We start from the raw sequence: 20,096 nt of genomic DNA on the forward strand, positions 1-20,096 counted from the left end.
TCTACGCCCTTGCTTGCGCTTTAGAGGGAATTCCTACCACTAATCCAGGTCGAAAAGCTGGATTCGGGCAGAATCCCCCCGAAGAAAGGGTGTTTTTCCCTCTAAATCGAGTCGATAGCCCGTTTTATCCAGATTAAAGGGAGCTTTTCCACTAGCGTTGCATCAAAGCTTACACTGCAAATAAATTTTCTAAAAGTAACTAATTTTGTAATTTTGTGTTCCTTTTTCATGGACAAAGCATGAAAAAAACTCCATTGTAATGAGGTAGGATACCGATCCATACACCCAATACAAAGGAGTAGCCGTAATGAGTGTATCGGATAAACAGGTCGTTCGTCAATGCCTTTCTCTTTTACCTTTGCAAGATTTTGTTGCCCCTTTTCTGGATTACCGGAAACAGTTCAAAACGGTTCAGCTGCTCAAACTTTTTATCACCGGGCAATTGCTGAACTGGGACTCCCTTCGTACCATAGAAAGCGCTATTCGCTCGGATGAAGGGTTTCAGGCTGAGTTTCAAGTGAAAAGCATCAGCAAGTCTCAGCTTTCACGTCGCATGAATAGCCTGCCCGTCGAGATTACACAAGCTTTGTTTGCTGCCGTGGTGCATGCCCTTCGAGAGCCGATCAAACCTTCTTTAAAGGGAAAGAAGCCCGTGTTGGCTATCGTCGATTCCACAAGCCTTCGCATGCCGCCTGTCTTAGGCGATTGGGCGTATGTGACGGAGAAACAAAACAGTGTAAAGGTCCATACTCGCTTGGTGTTTATCGATGAGCATACCGCGTATCCTGACCATATCGTGCCCTCCACGGGCAACATAAGCGACTTTTCAGGGTCGGATGATCTTGTTGTGGTCGATCCCAACGTGCTTTATGTCATGGATCGCGGTTACGTTTGTTATGTCAGGATGGAGAAATGGGTGACGAACAAAATCGATTTCGTCATTCGGCTTGCGAATCATCACTACGCCGAGGTTCAAAGCGAAAGACCGTCCACGGGTGAACGCTCTACCATCGTTCGCGATGCCGTGGTTATCCTCGGTAACCAGCCTAAAACTAAAATGAGAACACCACTACGCCTCATTGAGTTCTACGATGATCAAGGCCGGTTTTATCGGATCGCAACAACCAGACATGACCTACCTGCAGAAGAACTGATGGACGTCTATCGCAATCGCTGGCTAATTGAACTGTTCTTTAAATGGCTGAAGCAGCATCTGAAGTTCGCCAAACTCTACAGCTATCAACCGGACGCGGTGTGGAATCATATTTATCTAGCATTGGTCGGATACGGATTATCGTATCTGGTTAAACGTGAGCTCCATACGACGCATTCAACATGGGATATTCTCCGACTCATTCGCTTGTATGCGACGAAGAGGTGGTCGGCCTTTCTGACAGAAGTACACAGAATCCCAAAAGCCTGTAAGGTAACCAAACGAAAGACGGGTCCACCTAAGCTGCGAGAAGCCACGGAAACGCCTGGTGTGCGAGTACAACAGCCAAAGAAAAGAAATAGGTAATTTTTTTTGGAAAGGTAGCCTACGCTTAGGTGGAGCTGTCTTTTAATTGCAGGTAACATAAAACTTTGTGAAAATCAGCACGTTGTAGTGTTACAACGTGAGTGTGGAAGCATTAATGCAACGCTAGTGGAGCTTTTCCATCTACTTTCCGATGCGGTATACGATTGGCCTCACCTCGCGCTTGCTGCTACGGTGAAGATACCTCCATCGAAGTCTCTCGGGAAGAACAATCGCGCTATCTTCCTTCAAAGGCTTTGAAGACAGCCCCTTCATTACTCTGCAGAACTCGCGGCCGGCTCCGGCTCGGGCACATGCAGACGTTTGGATAGAACAAACAATACAATACCTGTTAGTACCGTTACGATTCCGCAGCCGAGGAACCAGCTCTGGATGCCGTACTTGTCCACGATCGGTCCCGCCATGAGCAGGCCGATCGGCGAGGACAACAGCATGATGCTCGTTACCAGCGAGATAACCCTTCCCAGCATCGCCGGATCATAAGCGCGTTGAATCATCGCCATATACGGTCCGTTAAAGAATGGGGCAGCCGCTCCCATGAGGAAGGACAGGATTACGAAAACGACAAAGGCCTCCCGGCTGATTACTCCGCTTGCCACGCAGGTGACGCCCATCACGACCATACTCATAACGATATAGGAGATGTCCTTCCACCTGGAGGCGACTACGGATAACAGCAATCCTCCTATGATCATTCCCGCCGAGAAAACGGCCTCCACAAGGCTGGCGCTGTATCCGCCGCGTCCGAAGTGGGACAAAGTCATAAACGGGAACAACGTGCCAAGAGGCATAAACGCAATCGAGAACACCGCGGTAGCCACCGTAATAATGACCACCGGCTTCACTTGTATAAAGGTTTGCCAACCCAGCTTGAACTCTGCCAGGAACTGCGGTCTCTCCGCCGCCTCGGACTTCGGCTGAGGAATCTTAACGAGCATCAGCATGATGTTGGCGATCAACGCGCCAGCCACGTCCAGCAGCAACACGGCTCCAAGCGAGGTTGCGGAATATACCGCAATGCCAAGCGCGGGGCCTAGCACGGTCGAAGCCGAGAACACCATTTGCTGCCAGCCGGCCACGCGCGTCAGTTGATCCGGCGGCGCGATCAGCGGAATAGCCGCCTGGAACGCAGGCGCGTGGAAGGACGAAGCGATGGAGCGCGCCATCAGGACAAGATAGACGAAACCTAGTCCGGGCTCGCCGAAGTAATAATACAAACCTAATGCAAGACTGAACAGCGCAATCGCTCCGTCAGCTGCGATCATCGTAAGTTTCCGGTTCCATCTGTCGAGCCAGACGCCGATAAACGGTCCGAGCAGCGCTTGCGGCAGAAAGCCGACGAGGCTCGCGATCATGAGCACGACGGCGGATTGCGTCGTCTCCGTCAGATGCCAAATAATCGAGAATTGTACCATCGAAGTGGTAAGAATCGAGAAGAGCTGTCCGCTAAAGATGAAGGCGAACTTTTTTTTCCAATCGGTATACATGGAGAGATTCCTCCTTCTTTTCTGGGCTTGGGCATGGCCGTATGAACCATCTCGTTACCTTAACCTCAAGAAATGGATTCCCCAAAAAAGCATATACAGCACCCCCATACGCTGCCGCTTGGCCCGGTATCGGGGCGAGGCACGCGAATGAAAACATTCTATCAAGCATGAACCAAGGGAGCAAGGTATTAAATGTCTTAATCTAATTCTTACTTGAAAACTCCAGCCACCTTGAAGAGGTGGGGGATTCTTGGGTTATTGCTCCTTATGGAGCAAAATCGCATCGATTTTTTCTTGCGAAAAATCGTACGCCAAGCGATCCCTGCGGTTCCCGCAGTTCCTGCCACCGTATCCGAATAAAAGGCGATGCTCAGGACAACCCTGACATCGCCTTTTATTGTTATAAGCGGACCACGCGGATCAGGAGCAAGCCATCTCCCGAGGCACACTTCTGCCGACCGAGCACTCACTCTCAGGCTCAAACGATTATCGACTCATTTTTTTACCAATGCGACATCATCCAGATAGACGGTCTCGCCTGCCCCAAAGCCCAAAACCGTAAACCCGACCAGCGCTTTGACGACTGGCTTCCCGTTAAATTGCTCCGGAACATTCACCGTCCATTTAACCTGTTGCCACTGACCGTTGCTGATCGTCGCAGAGATGGGCGTTCCATAAAACTCAGACTCATCCAATACCGTACCGTCCGCCGCCATAGGAATGACCAGCATCTGGATCGTTCCGCCTGTTGTCGATCCGACCGGTGTATACAAGTACACACTGTATTCGTATTGTCCGGAACTGTTCAGCTCGACGGTCTGGAGCGGCCAGATCGGCCCGGGCACTCCGGACAGCTTCAAGCTGTGTTGTCCGGTTCTGGCTTGTTCATCGCTTCTCACCGTGACACAGGATGCCGGCTGTCCGCCGCATCCATATGCCCAAGGCCGGGCATGTGTATCCTCCCCGTACCCGATTTCGAAGGAAGTATTCTTCAACACAGAAGCTTGCGGATCAGCCGCAATGGCAATTTCCGGGCTCAGCAGCATGTCCTCTCCTTTATACGTCACCCGATATTTCACCGTTTGCGCCACGTTAGCCGGCGTTACGCTCTGCACGGTTAGCGTAGCTGTATGCGTAACCGAATTCCAACTGACAGCAGTTGGCTGCTCCGCCACTGCCTCCTGACCGTCAACAATCGCTTGTACGGTGAAGTTTGCCGCAACAGGCGCTTCTTCCGGAGATTTGTCGAAGACAGCTTGCACCGTTCCGTTCTCCCCGGTGACTGTCGTTAAGGACATATAATCAGCCGGCAATTCCGTTAATGTAAAATCATCCGCATATACCGAGCCTGCACCAGCCGCTTTGTAAATGACGATCGTTACATGAGAGAATCCTTGGGGCGGCGTAAATGTAATCGAATATTTCTTATACGCTTCAGAATCAACCGTCACATGAGCGCCCGTCAGTCCAACTCCGGGAACGTCCCAAAAATTTATCCCGAGCAAGTTATGTTCCTGCGCTCCCGAAACTTTCGCATAGAAGGTAAGCTTATAAGTTTTTCCGCTTTGAACGAATACATCCTGCTCGACGCTACTCGCGTTAACCATCACGGCTTTGCTGCCGGAGTGCGCGTCAGTCGTCAGATTAGCAATCGTGTCAGGGAAATCGAACCACTCCGACAATCCGTCTTCAAAGCCCGGGTTCTGGACTGCTGTTCCTTCTACCGACAGCAAGACCAGCTTCATTGCATTCCGGATGTTTGAGGATGGCGATTGCTCTGCCAGTTGTTCAATACGTGCTGCGACCTCGCTATTCGAATGAGCCTTGATCCAGCTTGAAAGCGCCATTGTCTCTTTGCTCGAAACAGTAGCCCAGGTGAGCGGACCTTTATATTGGTAATACAGGGAATGGAAATCCGAAAATTCCGAAAGGAGCGCCTTCCTTTGATCCATCTTGTCGTTCCTATTCAGGATATTGTCCAGGATGACCGATGCTTCAGCATCAGTAGTCGGCGCGGCAACCTCGGCGCTCATGTCCACATAGCTCAGCTTCGACAACTCATAAAATTCAAACATGCGCAGCAAGTCTTGCGCCCGCTTCTTCTGTTGCTGCGTCTGCGCCTTGGCAATGACGGACTCGAGAAGCAGTCGGCTGTCGACCATATCTTCCAGGGTTACATCTCTTAAATAATCCACGGAGAGCAGCTGCAAATAGTTCATTCTTTCAGGATCGTTTTTCCACAATTGATACCATTGCGTATCGAAAATATCCTGCTCCCAGAATTGTTGCCACTTTTGATAGTAGGCCTTAAGATCTGCGGCTGCTTCAGGTCCGACCGCTCGTTTATACCAGTCGTCGAGCAACACGTCAACATCCTGTTGCGGATCCCACTTCAGCTTGGCTGACAAGTAAGGCTTTGGCCCCTCTCCGAAGTTGGCATAAAGCTCGCTGTAATAAGCATTTACTCCGATGGATGCCGCATAACGATATTCGTCCGCCATAAGCTGGAAGGCCGTTCTCGGCAACACGTACGGCGTACCGAACAAGTAATCGTAGAAGGCTACAGTTGCTCCTGCTTCCCCCCATGCTTCTGACAAAGCGTGCCCTATCTCCCGCATATCCGGGTCTCCCCATGCCATACGTTCATCGGTAATATAAACAATGACTCTCGGATCAAGGGTTACGTTGGACGGCGGATCGGTAATATTGATATAAGCATACGTGCCAAGATACTTTTCAGGATGCTTAGCGAAAACGCCTCTCGATACTTTATCCACCCAATCGAAATAACTATCGGACATGTCGATCAAGCCAAGGGAATTTCGTTTTCCCAAAGGATCCGCCCCGCAAAAAGACAACGTATCGTTTATCCCTAGCGAGTAGGACGTGGCATCCGGATTCTCATCAAAATAGGTATTAATAATACGAATCGATTCTTCGACGATCCCTTCCGACTGGAAACAAGGATTGTCGGATTCAAATCCCAGATCCGGCGTTCCCGGCTCATAAAATTGCGGGTATTGGCTCACTGGAAGCATTCGATACAAATTGTGCGTAAACCTTACTTTGTCGTTTATGCGCAGGTTTCTCGCCCACTCAAAGAGAATAGGCCTTTGCGGAAGCTGCTCTTCAAATGCACGTGAGAAAAATGCCGGCTCCTGCTTCACCTCATCGCCGGTTGGGATGGACAGATTTGCCGCCTGCGGAACATCCTCCCAATCTTCTCCGGGCATTAACCAACGTACGCCGACGTAACGCTCCAGAAATTCATTGACGCCGAACTCCGTTCCCCATGATGTCGGCCCGGCAATCGTGATTCGTTTGCCATTCTGGTGAATCACAAATCCATCCGCGTCCATTGTACTACCCAACAATTCGGATCGCTCCTGCGCAGTCAACCCATTCTTGCCTAAATATATCTGAATTCCATCGTACTGTTCCGGCAAGTCCTGCTCGATCGGCTCTCCGTTGCCGCTCACGGGTGCATCCGTATCAGTGGCCTCCACCTTAACTAACGTAGCGTCGTCCAGATAAACTGTCTCTCCGGCCGCGAAGTCCTTGAACGTAAACCCGACCAGTGCTTTAACGATGTTTTTCCCATTTACAGTCTCCGGAATGTTCACCGTCCATTTTAACTGCTGCCAACCGCCGTTGCCGACGGTCGCCAGCGTGTTCGGTCCATAATACCGAGGTTCATCTATTCGCGTGTTATCCTCCGCAATTGGAAGAGCAAGCATATAGATTATCCCATTTGTCGTCGAGCCTGCCGGCGTATAAATATACGCGGTGTATTCATACTCTCCGGAACCGTTCAACTCGACGGTCTGGAGCGGCCAGATCGGCGCGGTTGCTCCTAACACCTTCAAACTGTATTTTCCGGTTTTCGCTTGTTCAGCGCTTCTCTCCACGAGACAGGTTACCGGATTTCCGCCGCACCCATATTCCCAAGGCCGGGCAGGAAGTCCCTGATAACCGGCTTCGAAGGAAGGATTTTGGAGCAAAGACCCCTTCGGATTGGCAGGAATAATAATCGTCTGGCTGGAAAATGGATCCCCGTCTTTGTATCTGATCTGATATTTCACGGATTGCTGAACTGTCGCCTTTTCGATGCGCATAACGGTTAATGTTGCCGTCTTCGTTGCCTCGTTCCAGATTACGCTAGCCGGTCGCTCGCTCACTGTCGCAACGCCGTCCATAATCGCCTGAACTTGGAAGTCTGCTGCAACAGGCGGAGCGGTCGGCGGGTCGACAAACTCAACTTGAATCGTTCCATTCTCCGCCGTCACTTTGTCCGAATTCAGACGATCAACGAGCAACGGCAACTCTACGCCTGTCGATTTTTTGACATACTTGATCAGTTTGCGGGCAGCCTCTTGCGTCTGATCGTCGGCTGTGCCGCTGATGACCACCGCAGCCATGGCGTTTCCCGCATCTACAATCTTCAGCTCGGTGTCCGTTTCCGGACTTGTCGGCGCAGTCGCACCCGACCCGAACGAACGGTCCTGCCGATCCTTATCTACCAGCTTTGCTTCGATCGTCACCGTAATCTGACTGCCGAAATTCACTTTATCCGGCCATTTACTCAAATTGGAACCGCTAACAAAAATGTTCGCAATGTAAATCGTTCCGTCGCCCGTTACGGTGGCGATCGCGTCGAAAGTAAACGTCTCCACGATTGTCCCCGTTTTCAACACGACATTAACTCTAGCGCCTGCATGATGAACTTGCCCGAATCGGCCAAGCAAAACGATTTCCCGCGATTGGGCGGAATCCCTTACATTGACCTCCACGCCGTTAAAGCCCTCACCCTCCCCGCTCAATTCCCCTTCTTCCAGAATACCTCCGCTCAGCATGAGAACAGTGTCTACATGGGTTGTACCAGAGACGAAGATCCGGACCGGACTGCCGTACTTGTTTACAACAAGCGTTCCCGTCAATCGGGAGTCCTTGATCTTCACGCTGTTGCTCCCACCGCCGAATACATATGTTTTACCTTTAACCGTTACGCCGTCAAGCACAATATCTCCGTCACCGACACCTTGCGTAATGTAGAGGTCGCCGGCGATCACGAGATTTTTCAGTTCGACGTCGGCGGTGGTCACAACCACATTGCCTGCATAATCCCGCTCATAAGACCCTTTACTCCGAACGAGAGAACCCATGACGTTGTCGATCATTCGCACGGTCTCCGCTCTTGTGATACGCTCTTGCGGAGCGAAGCGATTCCCGTTTCGCCCGCTAATGTATTGGCGGTCGTGCAGAGAAGCAACTGCCGCAGACGCATAAGCGGAAATGTTCGTTTCATCGCTGAAGGCGGCCCTTTCCCCTGCAGACGGGGCATCCTCCAATTGAAAAGCGCGCGCAAGGATAACAGCCGCATCCTGCCGCGTAATGGCAGCTTCCGGATCGAACCTGCCCTTTCCCGTTCCCTGAATCATGCCGGCGACATACACATTCGCAATCGCGCCGGCATACCATGCGCCGCTCTTAACATCCGCGAACGGATTGGCGTCTGCCGCCTGCTCCGGCAAATTAAATACGCGATGGATGAGCGCTGCGAACTCGGCTCGCGATATCGTATCGTTCGGACGATAGTTTCCAGCGCCGTCTCCGGTTAACAGTCCGTTATTCGCCCATTTCGTCATCGTATCCTCCGCCCAATGTCCGGCCAGATCCGATTGAACGATAACTTCCCCACTTGCTGCTGCGCGAGCGGCAGCCTGCGCCCACAGCGATGCGAACATACTTATGGCGAGGACGATCGACAGCATCCGCAGGTTGACTATCTTTGCCATGCATGTATCCTCCCTTAAATAATTAAGCGCTATATCGCTGTCGTCAATACGATAAAATCCCAGGGCTCGACGCTGTCGATCGTCACTATTGTTTTATCCTGCTCCCTGCGGATGCGATGATCCGGCACAGCCGTTGCTTGTCCGCTGTGGTTCAGACTGTACAGACGTTCGATCGGCATGGCGATTTCCGCTTCGAATGTCCCGGTCGGATCATAATTCGCGTTAACGAGCACCATCAACATGTCCTTTCCGTTGTCAGACCCCTTCACGACAGGAACCAGTTTCGCTCCGCTCTTGAACGCCGTAACAGGCAGCGAATCCCGGCTTATCCATTGCAAAGCGCGAAGCAGTTGCTGTCGTTTGGCCTCCGAATAAAGACTCATCCACGGCGCATAGCCTTGCACCGCCACCCGTCCGCCCAGACTGTTCTCATACAGCGTGAACGTGCCGCCCAAGTTGATGTCCGAGTAACTAACCAACTCGCTCAGCACTTGAATCTTAGCGCCAGGCAGCGGTTCAAGCGCATAACCGCAATCGGAATAGACCGTTATCCTCGCATCGCGCTGCTCGCCCGCATAAGAACCGTTGAGCGGATGGTCGGTCAATTGTTCGAAAACACCATTGTCGTAAACCTTCGCAATCGCTACGCCGCAATATTCGCCCAACCCCAGCCCGATTAGCGATTCCAACGCTTGGCCGTCCACCAGTATATTTCCGGAAAGCATATCCAACAGTTGTTCCCTCGTATAGCCCTGCGCCATTTCTCTGCTTAAAATAGTGATGCAGGCAGCTTCGGGATTCATCGACATCGGAAACCCGATCTCGTGCAGCACATTGGCCCGCTGCGCATCCTGCGGCACGCCGAACCAGCCTCGCTCGCCAACCTTGCGCTTCGCCTCGAATTTGGCCGACATGGCGGGATAGAGTCCGCGGTTCGGCCATGTTCCGGCGATACGATCCATCGCCTCCCAAAGCGGCTTCATCGCGGCCATCGCTTTAAGCCAATCATCGTATTCGCCGATGGCGCCTTTCTCCAGCTTAAGCGTGTGCGCCGCAATGCCGTTCATCCCGCATGCGATCATAATCGTATTTTCGGTCATCATGACGCGAACCGACTTCTTCAGCCGCTGCTGCGGAAAAGTCTCCAACTCGTACTGTACGTCGGCGATAAAGTCCGGGTAAAGCGCGGCTTGTCTTGCGCACTCCAGCCCTTTATCGAGCATAGAGGCCGGTGTTCTGTCATCATAAAATCCGCCGCCGGGCCTTCCTTTCACCGCTCCGAGCGCCTTCATCCACCGGTCGAAGGCGGCGCCCGAATACGTGCGCCATTCCAGCCCTCCCGTCATCAACCCTAACTCGATGCCCGGATTTATAGCGTGAACCGACTGCCTTATAACCGTAAACATTTTTTCCAGCGTCTCGATATTATGTTCGACCCACAGCTCCCGTTCGACCGCGCCCGCCGGCGAATCAAGCAAAGCAACGAGCCGCTGCCGATCGTACGCGGTTCCGTGCTTCGCATTATAGATGCCCAGACAAGTATCGCAGAAACACGGACAGTCAGCCGGCTGATGATGGTGAATGCGCGCATCGTCATCCACCCAGATGAAATCAAGCCCCGCTTCGGCCAGCAATCGATATTTCCCCATCATATAACGCTTGAACGATTCCGTGTTTGGACAGAACGAGCCATTTGCTTGCTGGCCGTCATGGCCAATCATAGGCTCGCCCTGAAAGAACGGCTCCCAATCCCAGGCATCGTCCAAATGGCCGATACTGATCGAATTGACCCCTACGCGAAAGCCGTCTTGTTGAAGCTTGCGCACCCTTGGCGCCAGCCAGCCGCATATGCTTGCAAACTCGTCCAACGGCGTAAATCCGCTCATTCGCGACTCAACGATCAGCGCCAGTTCATCAACTACTCCCCGATAAGGCAACAGCAATCCGCGAAGCTGCTCGAACTCCTGATCCTCCTGAAACCGCGACGGCCAAATTCTCATCGATAATTTCATCGTTTGTTTTTCTCCCCTCAGCTACTCCTTCACGCTTCCAAGCACGATGCCTTTCATAAAAAATCGCTGCAAAAACGGATAGGCGAGCAAAATGGGCAAAGACGCAACGAAAATTTGCGCAGCCCTCCCTGTCCGATCATTTACGCGAAAAAACTTCTCCGCTTCCTGCGCCGTCATTTCAGACAAATTTTTCGAGATGACACTTGCTTGCAGAAACGTTTGCAACGGATACTTCTCCGGCTGATTCATATAAATAAGCCCGTCAAACCAGCTATTCCAATGGCCAATGATCGTAAACAGCAGCACGGTTGCCAGCGCAGGCAGCGAAACCGGCACATAGATGCGCCATAGAGTAGTCCAATGATTGGCGCCGTCCAGTCTCGCCGATTCTTCCAGCTCCTTCGGAAGATTGCGGAAGAAGTTGAGCAGGAGCACCGCATTAAACACAGGTACAGCTGACGGAATAACTAATGCCCAAATAGAATCAATCAGCCCCGTTTCCTTGACCACCATGTAACTAGGAATAAGGCCGCCGCCAAAAATAATGGTGAATACAAAAAACCAGGCGTACACCGTACGGAATCGAAACTGTCTGCTGTCTTTGGACAGCGGGTACGCCAGCAGCGTGATTAGAAGCATGCTGATTGAAGTCCCAAGCAGGGTCCGCTGCAAGGTTATACCAAACGATTGTAGAAATGCTTTTTTCGTAAACACAGTTTCATAAGAAGCGAACGTAAAATCGACCGGCCACAGCTTAACCGCCCCGGCCGACACGGCCTGCGCCGAACTTAGTGAAATTGCAAACACATGAATGAGCGGAAACAGACAACTGAAAGCCAACAACGTCAGGAAGACCATGTTGCCTATCGTGAACAGCCGATAGCCGAAACTTTGTCGATACGACGGCATGACGATCACCTTCCTTAAAAAATTCTATAGTTGGCCAACCGATATGCCAGGAAATACGACAACGAGATCAGCACAAACGAAATGACCGACTTGAACAAACCAACGGCGGTAGCTACGCCATATTGGAACTGCTGAATACCGAGACGATAGACGAATGTGTCGATAATATCCCCTGTCTCGTACACTTGCGGACTGTAAAGATTAAAAATTTGATCGAACCCGGCGTTGAGCACATTGCCAAGGCTGAGCACAGCCATAAGTATAATAATCGGCGTCATACCTGGCAGCGATACGTGCCAGATTTGGCGCCAGCGTCCTGCACCGTCTACTTCCGCCGCCTCGTACAGCGTCGGATTGATCCCGGTCAACGCTGCCAAATATACAATCGTTCCAAAACCGAACTCTTTCCAGATGTCAGACATGACAATTGTAAATTGAAACCAGCGATTATCCCCAAGAAAATAAATCGGCTTGAAGCCAAACCAACCAAGCGCCTGATTAACAATTCCCGACGTCGGGGACAAAATATCGATCAGGATGCCGCCCAAGATGACCCAGGACAAAAAATGCGGCAAATAGATCAGTGTCTGAAACGTTCTGCGAAACAAGGCTTGTCGAACTTCATTCAGCAAAATCGCCGACGTAAGGGGGACAAGCAGGCCAAATGCTATCTTCATTACAGCAATCGTGACCGTATTGGCAATAATTTGCGGGGTATCCGGCATTAGAAACATATATTGAAAATTATCCCACCCTATCCAAGGCGAGTGGAATATGCCTTTAGCGGGCAGAAACTTCTTGAACGCAATGACAGCGCCTGCCATCGGCCCATAGCTGTAGATCAGAACGATGATCAAGCTGGGGAGGACCATCAGATGCAGCAGCCGGTTTTGTCTCCACTCTTTTCGTAACAGTCTGCTCTCCTCCTTAATAAGGAAGAGAAGGCTATGAAACTTCCCCTTCTCCTCCCCTTAATCCAATCTTATTGTTGTGATTTGTACCATTCATTGACTTCAACCGTAATTTGATCGCCACCGAGCTTCTTCCACTCGGAGATGAAATTGTCGTATTCATCCACGGACAAGGCGCCCATAATAATTTTGGTAACCACTTCGTCTTCCTTCGCATTCAGTACGCTCATTTTGTCACCCATCGTCGGCGTAGGCGCACCGCTAAATTCATTGAAATGGAACAAATCCTTATTGTATGCGTCGAACATCAGAGCCATGCTGCCGCCTTCACCGGCAATCATATACTGAAGCCAGTTCGGGAAAGTAACCTCGCCTTCGAGGTACTTCTTGACTGCCTCGTACCTGGAATTCCGATCCACATCCGTACCAAGCAAAGATGTATCTCCGGTTGCCAGGGCGCGTGGGATTAAGTCTCCCGATTGAACATTTGCATCCTGAGAGAAGGCAACAACGGGATTTATTTCCCAGAAAAACTTGCCGGTGTCCTTATGCGCTTGGCCGAACACGAGTACATTGTTCTCCTCATTCGGGTGAAGCACGTAATCGATCCATAAGTTCAACAGCTTGATAACCGCTTCCGGATTTTTCGCTTTCTTGTTGATGACATAGTAGTTGCTGACAGCTGCGGAAGTCAGGCTTAACGCTGGATTGTCATCGATGGATGGAATGGGATAAACACCCCAATCCTGCACGAGTTTGTCATCTTTCACAGCGCTTCCGAAAGCGGCGCTATGCCAGAATGCGCCGTAGAGTAAACCAACGCGGTCGTTCGCAATCATTTCCAGTTCTTTACTTTCATCCTTGACGCCGAACTCGGGATCAATCTGTCCCGCCTTGAACATGTCTTGCAGTTGTTGCAGCGCCGTCTTCATGTTCGGATCGAGACTGCCGTAAATGAGATTGCCTGAGGCATCCTTCACCCATTGTTTCGGGTACAGGTGATAACCGGCGAAATACCCGGACAAGTTCAGCAATTTGGACAAGGACAAGCCATACGCCTTGCCATTGCCTCCCGTGTCGCGTTTCGCAAACGCTTCCGATATTTGGAACAAATCCGTCATCGTCTTAGGTTCAGGCAAATTCAGTTCTTTCAACCAGTCTTTACGAACCCAGACGTAGTTCATGGAGTTGTACGGGCTGTCCGTCTGGGGAATCGCCATCATCTTGCCGTTGAAAGTGGCTGTTTTTATTTGTCGCCCGCCATCCTTCGTAAATTCGCTTTTCGTGTCCGGCGAAGCGGTTTTATCCCATATTTCCGTAATGTCCATGATCATATCGTTTTCAATCAGCGTAGGAAGATCGGCAGCGCTGACTTTAAAGAAGTCAGGAAGATCATTCGAGGCTATCGCAATTTTCAGTTTTGCGTCGTATTCATTATTTACCGTCCAGTTATTCTTGATTTTGATGCCGAGCTTCTGCTCGTAATAATCGTAAATCGTATTCTTGTCTATGTTCTCGCCCGGATCATACGCTTGCTCCGCACCGATGCTGCGAATCGTCGTCAGTTCGATCGGAGGATCGTATTTGCCGAGCGGGTCGATCGCTTCCGGGCTCGAGGCCTCGCTTGCGGAAGGCGACGCTGAAGATTCCGGCGAATTGGCCGCGCCATTGTTGCCGCTGCAAGCGGTCACTGTAAGCAGAATCGCGGATAACAACACGGCTAGTCCGCTTTTGACATAACGTTTCATAGATACTCCCCCTGGTTGCATAATGGTTTCCTTGACTCGTTGTAATTGCTGTTAAAGCGCATTCCTCCCTCTGCTACAAGTATATAAAGTCGCGCATACCCGCAACCAGATTCACCTGTTGACATCCCGTTACATTCCTTGACCACTTCTCGCAGCGGCGGCGGCGGCGCGGCTACGAATCCCGATACTCCTGCGGCGTCATGCCCATATTCGCTTTAAAGAAACGGATAAACGACAAACGCGAGTCATAGCCGACCATCGCGGAAATTTCGTAAATTTTAAAGGCCGATTGCTTCAGCAGTTCCTTCGCTTTCTCTATCCGCGCCATATTGATATATTCGGACAAGCCGACTCCGGCCATTCTTTTGTACAATCTCGACAAGTAGGAAGGGTTGAGGTGAACGATGCCCGCAAGCTTGGCGAGAGAAACATCTTCAGCCAAATGGCTGTCGATGTACTCGTTAATGAGGAGCACTACGCTATGTTCGTCCTCTACGACCGTTTGATCGCGATTGTCGAACAACAACTCTGCCAGCTTCCTAAAGTAGGAGCGAAGCTCCTCCCAAGACAAATTAACGTCGGCATGCGACAGGCGGTCCAGGCCAATCTGTGCGACCAGCTTCCCGTCCAGCGGGTATTGATTGAAGTAAGAAAGAAACACGGAAGCAAGCCCATGATACACTTCCAGCTTGACGAAGCCGGAACGGTTCTCGTCCGCCGCATGTTCGATAATCTCGTCAAGCAGGTTGTCGAAATCCGCTTTTCCGCCGTTCTCCAAGTAGTGGCTTAGCAGCCCGATTTTTTTCATTTTGCGGTTGGCGAGCTTCGTCTTGGCCGCTTCCAGCGAAGAGCGCGGGACGCGGGGCCCAGTCAGGCTTCTCAACCTCACCTCGCTTCCTGTCCCCTGCTCTCCCCATAGCAACGATAGCAACGCGTCATAGGTTTCCGGAAGCGATTCCCATCGTACAGCGGCGGGGGCGATCGCAAATGACACCTCCAGGCCGACCGCCTCGCGACAGTTAGCCTGAATGGTATCCAATTCGCCGTATACCTTTTCGAACCAATTTTTTTCCGCTTCGTTTTGCGAATCCCCGCCAACCTCCGCGTGCGAACCGGTCGGCTGCAGCAACCAGGCCACATTCGAGCCATCCACCTCCGCCGCTGCCAGCCTGACCGTCAATTGCAGTTTCTCCGCCGCGATGTTCTGAACGGCGTACAGCATCAGTTTGCGTCCTTCGCGCGTTCCTTTGCCGCCCCAGGAGTCGATGCGTCCAAGCAGCACATACACCGGCAACTCCGCCGACAAGTCGATCTCCAACTCGCGAAGCCTGGTTCGTACGGAGGCCTCCGACAGCGGCCCCCTTCCCTTGAGCAGTTCGTTAATATATTGCTGCTGCAAGAGCAAGACCGCCTTCCTACTCTGGAAACTCGCTTCGAGCAGCTTCCGGTTTGACGCGGCTTGCGCGTCCAGCTCCGCAATCGCTTTGTCGATAGATCGCACGATCCCCTCGTCGCTCTCGGTCTTCAGCAAATAATCGAAGCCGCCGCCGGAAATCGCATCCTTGACGTAGTGAAAATCGTCGAAGCTGGTAAGGAAAATGACTTTGCACTGCGGCCAGCGACGCTTGATTTCATGCAGCAGTTCCGTTCCTTCCATCCCCGGCATCCGAATATCGGACAATACGATGTCAATCCCCGTTCGGCTAAGCACATCCAGCGCCTGATAAGCCGAATACGCCTGATGCAGCTCCAACTCCGGCTTCTTCTTGCCAAACATCTTTACTAACCCTTCCACGATTACCGGAAGGTCATCCACGATCAGCATTCTATACATCTTTCTCCGCCTTTCCGCTGCCATCCCGTTTCAGCCGAATTTCCACGCACAAACCGCCGAGCTGCGACCTCGTCAGCGACAAGCCGCTGCCGCTGCCGAACATCAGTTCAATTCTGCGATGCACGTTAATGGCGCCGGTCGTCTCCTCCATAAAATTGCCGCTCCCCGACAATTTCGCCGCCAGTTCCGCCAAGCGGGCATCCGACAGCGCTTCGCCGTTATCCTCGATCCAGATTGACAGATACCCCTCCGACTCGGAGGCGTGCACCCAAAGCTCTCCCTTAAGAACAAGCGGCCCGAGGGCATGCTTGTAAGCGTTCTCCAATATAGGTTGCACAATTTGGCGGGGCACGAGCAGTTCGCTGTACGCTTCGGCAAGCGGTTCGAACTCGACGTCAATGCAATCCCCGTAAATAATCGACTGCATGCCCACGAACACTTGCGCATGCTGCATTTCTTCCCGAAGCGGAATCCGATCGTCCGCATTGCGCGTAATAAACCGGAAATAATCGCCCAAATACAAGGTGAACCGATAAGCGCGGTCGCTCTCGCCCCCTTGAATCAAGCGGTTCAGGCTGAATAAGCAGTTGTACATAAAATGTGGATTGATTTGCGATTGCAGCCGTTTAAGCTCGGAGCGCTGGCTGAGAATCTCCTTCTTGTACACTTCGCTGATCAACTCGTCCAGCCTGGCTACCATGCTGTTGAACCGATGGTATAAATAGTGAAATTCGTCGCGCCTCGCGCTGACTTCAACCGGAAGAAGATTGCCGTCTTCCACCTTTCGGAAAGCGGCTACGAGCCGGCGCAACGGATGATGAATGATGCGGAAAATGGAAATCGAAAGCAGGAAGACGATGCATAACGAGAAACCGAGCAACGTCCATATCCACCGTTCATAGCGGTGCAGAGAGCCGAGAATGTTGTCCTCCGGGACGTAAACGAGCAGAACGGCGTTCAGAACGGCCGATTTATGATAAGAAACCAGATAGGGCGCATGATCGAGCACGGTGGAAGTCATGCCCTTCGCCGCCGTATCTCCCTTTAATTGTCGCTCCGCAAACGTCCTCATTGTTCGTGCGACATCTCCGTCTTGCTCATTGGTAATCTCCCAGTTTTCATCGATGTGAAACAAAATCGAATTTCCCTGGTCTGGACTGACAATGTTTTTTAAGCTTTCGCGCAGCTTGTCCGCCGACAACTCGACGACAACGACGAACACAGGTTTCCTAGCGGACACGCTCACTGGAAAGCGTAAGCTCATAAACAACCGTTCGCCAATGGCCATGACCCTGCTCGGGTCCACATTATCGGACAGTTTCGCATACTCATCGGGGGGAATGTCAGACAAATAATCGTTCGAGACAATCGTTCTGTTGCTGAACGGGAGGAGCACCTTCGCCTCGTCAATAAACATACTGGAGGCTTTCAGCATATGCAATCGCTTCTGAACGGCAAGCACCTGGCTCGTGCTCTCGTAACTTGTGATCGTATCTTCCGAAATCCCGACTTCCATGAGTTCTTTATCGATCACAAACTCAAACATAAGCTGGCTGATGCCTTTAAGCGCATTCTCCAGCGATTGGATATAGAACGCGTCTCTGCTCTGCACGGACCTGGATATTTCCTCATAGATCGTACGGCTGCCTTGCTGGTTCAGCCATAACGTCATCATCGAAAGTGGCACCAAAACAGTCAGCAGAGCTGTAATCAGCTTGGTGGAAATCGTAAATCTCATTCGTTTCATCGACAAAAAGAACATAAGCCCCACCCCCTCCTCATTTCATTGTATGAAGTGTATCCCGGACATCCAAGTTACATCTTTTTACTTCCCGTTACTTCTGTTGACTCGTCATTCCTCATCGGACATCTCATGACGGGGGACGCTTTTCATTCCAAGAATTCTAAGCCCGGATAAGGTGCGCAACTTCTAAATTCCTATAATTTAGAAAAAAGCACGCCCCAGGCGTTGTTGCGCCTATCCGAGCGTGCTTCACTCATCTCTGTTTCGTTCGACTGATTCATCTTCGTTGAAGAAGAATCACTTGTTATGGTACAGCAAATCTTTTTGAAGGGACCTAAGCAGTAACCAAAATTCTTACATAAATTTGATCTTTTTAAAGCATTCTTTTAACAATCGTTTGTTAAAGTTGGATTTGTAAAACGATTTCCCGAACGGGAACAAATCCATGGCGACGAAGGAGATTAATAATCATGTCAGCTCAAGCTGAGCCCGCTATTATGTATACGCCCCGGTTATGCGACAACGAAACGATTGCCAACAAGCTCATCTACCGTATTAGGCAACATCAACTGTCCCCCGCCGAGCTGGACGGTCTTCAGGCACGCTGCAGAAGCGAGCTGCGCCAATTGCAGCAGGAGCTGGACGGCCTGTTGAACGAGCTGAGGTCTGTCTTGAGAGAAGAAAGCGACATCTCAACGCACCATTACGAACGTTACGAACGAAGCGCTTAACCCCCTTCAAGCTCCCACCTTTGGAAGTTTCGAATGCTCCTGCTTGACTCTCGTGTAAAAAAGCGCCGAAGAAGCGCATAACAAGAACAGTACGATATACAGGAACGTGACGCCGCGAAGCTCCACGATCTGCCCTCCGATCAAGTTGCCCGCGATTCCTCCGAGCCCCCAGGTTACCGCCGCGTACAAGGTCTGATAGGTCGCCTTCGTTCTGGCGCCGGCAAGACTATCCACAAACTCCACCGCCACGCCGGCGAAGAAGGCGAAGGCGATTCCGTCCAACAACTGCGTAGCCAGCGTCATGTACACGTTGCTGGTCAGGAACAGAATGAGGTACTTCAGCGCATACAACGATGCCGCTGCCGCGAGCAGCAGCGATTTCCCGAACTTGTTCCCCAGCTTGGCTGCCCACCAGAACATCGGCACCTCGATGAGCGCTGCCAGCGCTATCGCCGTTCCCAAAAACCGCTTGTCGAAACCGTGTTCGTCGAAGTAGATCGGCAGAAACGTCGCGCTCGCCGTGACGGCCAGCATAGTCATGAAGGAAATGAGACAGAAGAACAGGAAGGTTCGGTTCCTCACCACATCCCCCAGTTGCTGGAATACGCTGATACGCGCCGAGTTCGTATGGGTCACCGGCAGCAGAAACACGATCGCCGCAGTCGGAAGCGCGAGCAGCGCATACATAAGGAATACATGATCGTACCCGTGTTTCTCGTAATAGAATCCAACCGCAAATGCTCCGATGGCATAGCTGAGCGCTCCCCACAACCGTACGTTGCCGAACGCGAAGCCCTGCGTTCTGCCAATCTGGACGGCGGCCGCATCACTCATGGAGGGGAGCGAAGACTGGAACCAGGCAAAGAGAAGCGATACCGCGACGATAGCCCCGAACGCATTCGACGTATAAAACAGCAGGCCTGAAGCCGGCGTTATAAGCACGAGCAGGAAAAGAAGAACTTTGGTGCGCTGGAGCCTGTCGTTAAGCAGTCCCATTACAGGCTGCGCAATGACGCCTACGAATGCCCATAGAGAAAGAATATATCCAATCGTGGAAGGGCTGAAGCCGCGATCATGAAAGTGTAGACTCGTATAAGGCAGCAGAACGCTGGACATCAGGTACATAAGGAAATAATAAGCGGATACGATTCTCACTGGGAACGCCTTCTTCATGATGTATTTGAATTTTCCGGTCAATATGATGTAGGAAATATCCAATTCATTGTACTATGATTTTAACGTTAACCCAATAAACAATTCTCGGCTCGAAATCGGTTCCTCCGGCGAAATGTGCATAATCCATAGCATTTGCTCATAACATTGTATGGATTAACCAAGATTCGGAGTGAAAGAATTCCCGGTCCCTCCCAGCCGGGCTCTCTCACGAC

General features: G+C 51.4%; 11 protein-coding genes. 2 read left to right on the forward strand and 9 right to left on the reverse strand.

The features are described from left to right. Positions 1-307: 307 nt before the first annotated feature. A complete protein-coding gene (locus tag H7F31_RS30655) occupies positions 308-1,519 on the forward strand; it encodes an IS4 family transposase (RefSeq protein WP_187101916.1) in 1,212 nt (403 codons plus the stop codon). Positions 1,520-1,791: 272 nt separating this feature from the next. Here H7F31_RS30655 and H7F31_RS30660 read toward each other — a convergent pair whose 3' ends face one another. The 8 genes from H7F31_RS30660 to H7F31_RS30695 all read right to left on the reverse strand — a co-directional run bounded on the left by H7F31_RS30660 (position 1,792) and on the right by H7F31_RS30695 (position 17,995). After that, positions 1,792-3,024, reverse strand: a complete 1,233-nt coding sequence (locus tag H7F31_RS30660; protein WP_187101917.1) for an MFS transporter — start codon at positions 3,022-3,024, stop codon at positions 1,792-1,794. Positions 3,025-3,518: 494 nt separating this feature from the next. Further along, complete coding sequence (locus tag H7F31_RS30665) at positions 3,519-8,819, reverse strand: DUF4838 domain-containing protein (protein WP_187101918.1); 5,301 nt, start codon at positions 8,817-8,819, stop codon at positions 3,519-3,521. 29 nt (positions 8,820-8,848) lie between these two features. Then, positions 8,849-10,831 (reverse strand): hypothetical protein, encoded by a 1,983-nt coding sequence (locus H7F31_RS30670; protein WP_187101919.1) that lies wholly within the window; start codon positions 10,829-10,831, stop codon positions 8,849-8,851. 21 nt (positions 10,832-10,852) lie between these two features. Further along, positions 10,853-11,740 carry a carbohydrate ABC transporter permease gene (locus tag H7F31_RS30675; RefSeq protein ID WP_187101920.1) on the reverse strand — a complete coding sequence of 296 codons (888 nt, stop codon included), beginning with the start codon at positions 11,738-11,740 and terminating at the stop codon, positions 10,853-10,855. A 14-nt stretch (positions 11,741-11,754) separates the two neighbouring features. Next, on the reverse strand, positions 11,755-12,612 hold the full coding sequence (locus H7F31_RS30680) for an ABC transporter permease (RefSeq protein ID WP_187101921.1): 858 nt from the start codon (positions 12,610-12,612) through the stop codon (positions 11,755-11,757). A gap of 110 nt (positions 12,613-12,722) precedes the next feature. Then, on the reverse strand, positions 12,723-14,399 hold the full coding sequence (locus H7F31_RS30685; protein ID WP_187101922.1) for an extracellular solute-binding protein: 1,677 nt from the start codon (positions 14,397-14,399) through the stop codon (positions 12,723-12,725). A gap of 172 nt (positions 14,400-14,571) precedes the next feature. Beyond that, positions 14,572-16,233, reverse strand: coding sequence for a response regulator (locus tag H7F31_RS30690; protein ID WP_187101923.1), 1,662 nt, complete (start codon positions 16,231-16,233; stop codon positions 14,572-14,574). Further along, positions 16,226-17,995 (reverse strand): sensor histidine kinase, encoded by a 1,770-nt coding sequence (locus H7F31_RS30695; protein WP_187101924.1) that lies wholly within the window; start codon positions 17,993-17,995, stop codon positions 16,226-16,228. The genes H7F31_RS30690 and H7F31_RS30695 overlap by 8 nt, the downstream gene beginning before the upstream one ends. Positions 17,996-18,447: 452 nt before the next feature. Between H7F31_RS30695 and H7F31_RS30700 the strand changes: the two genes are divergently transcribed. Beyond that, positions 18,448-18,708 (forward strand): hypothetical protein, encoded by a 261-nt coding sequence (locus tag H7F31_RS30700; protein WP_187101925.1) that lies wholly within the window; start codon positions 18,448-18,450, stop codon positions 18,706-18,708. 6 nt (positions 18,709-18,714) lie between these two features. Here the strand turns inward: H7F31_RS30700 and H7F31_RS30705 are convergent, their stop codons facing one another. Next, on the reverse strand, positions 18,715-19,863 hold the full coding sequence (locus H7F31_RS30705; protein ID WP_187101926.1) for an MFS transporter: 1,149 nt from the start codon (positions 19,861-19,863) through the stop codon (positions 18,715-18,717). Positions 19,864-20,096 lie beyond the last annotated feature (233 nt).

Origin of the sequence: Paenibacillus sp. PAMC21692, assembly GCF_014303795.1 — a bacterium.
In the GTDB taxonomy this organism is placed as follows: Bacteria; Bacillota; Bacilli; order Paenibacillales; family Paenibacillaceae; genus Pristimantibacillus; species Pristimantibacillus agaridevorans.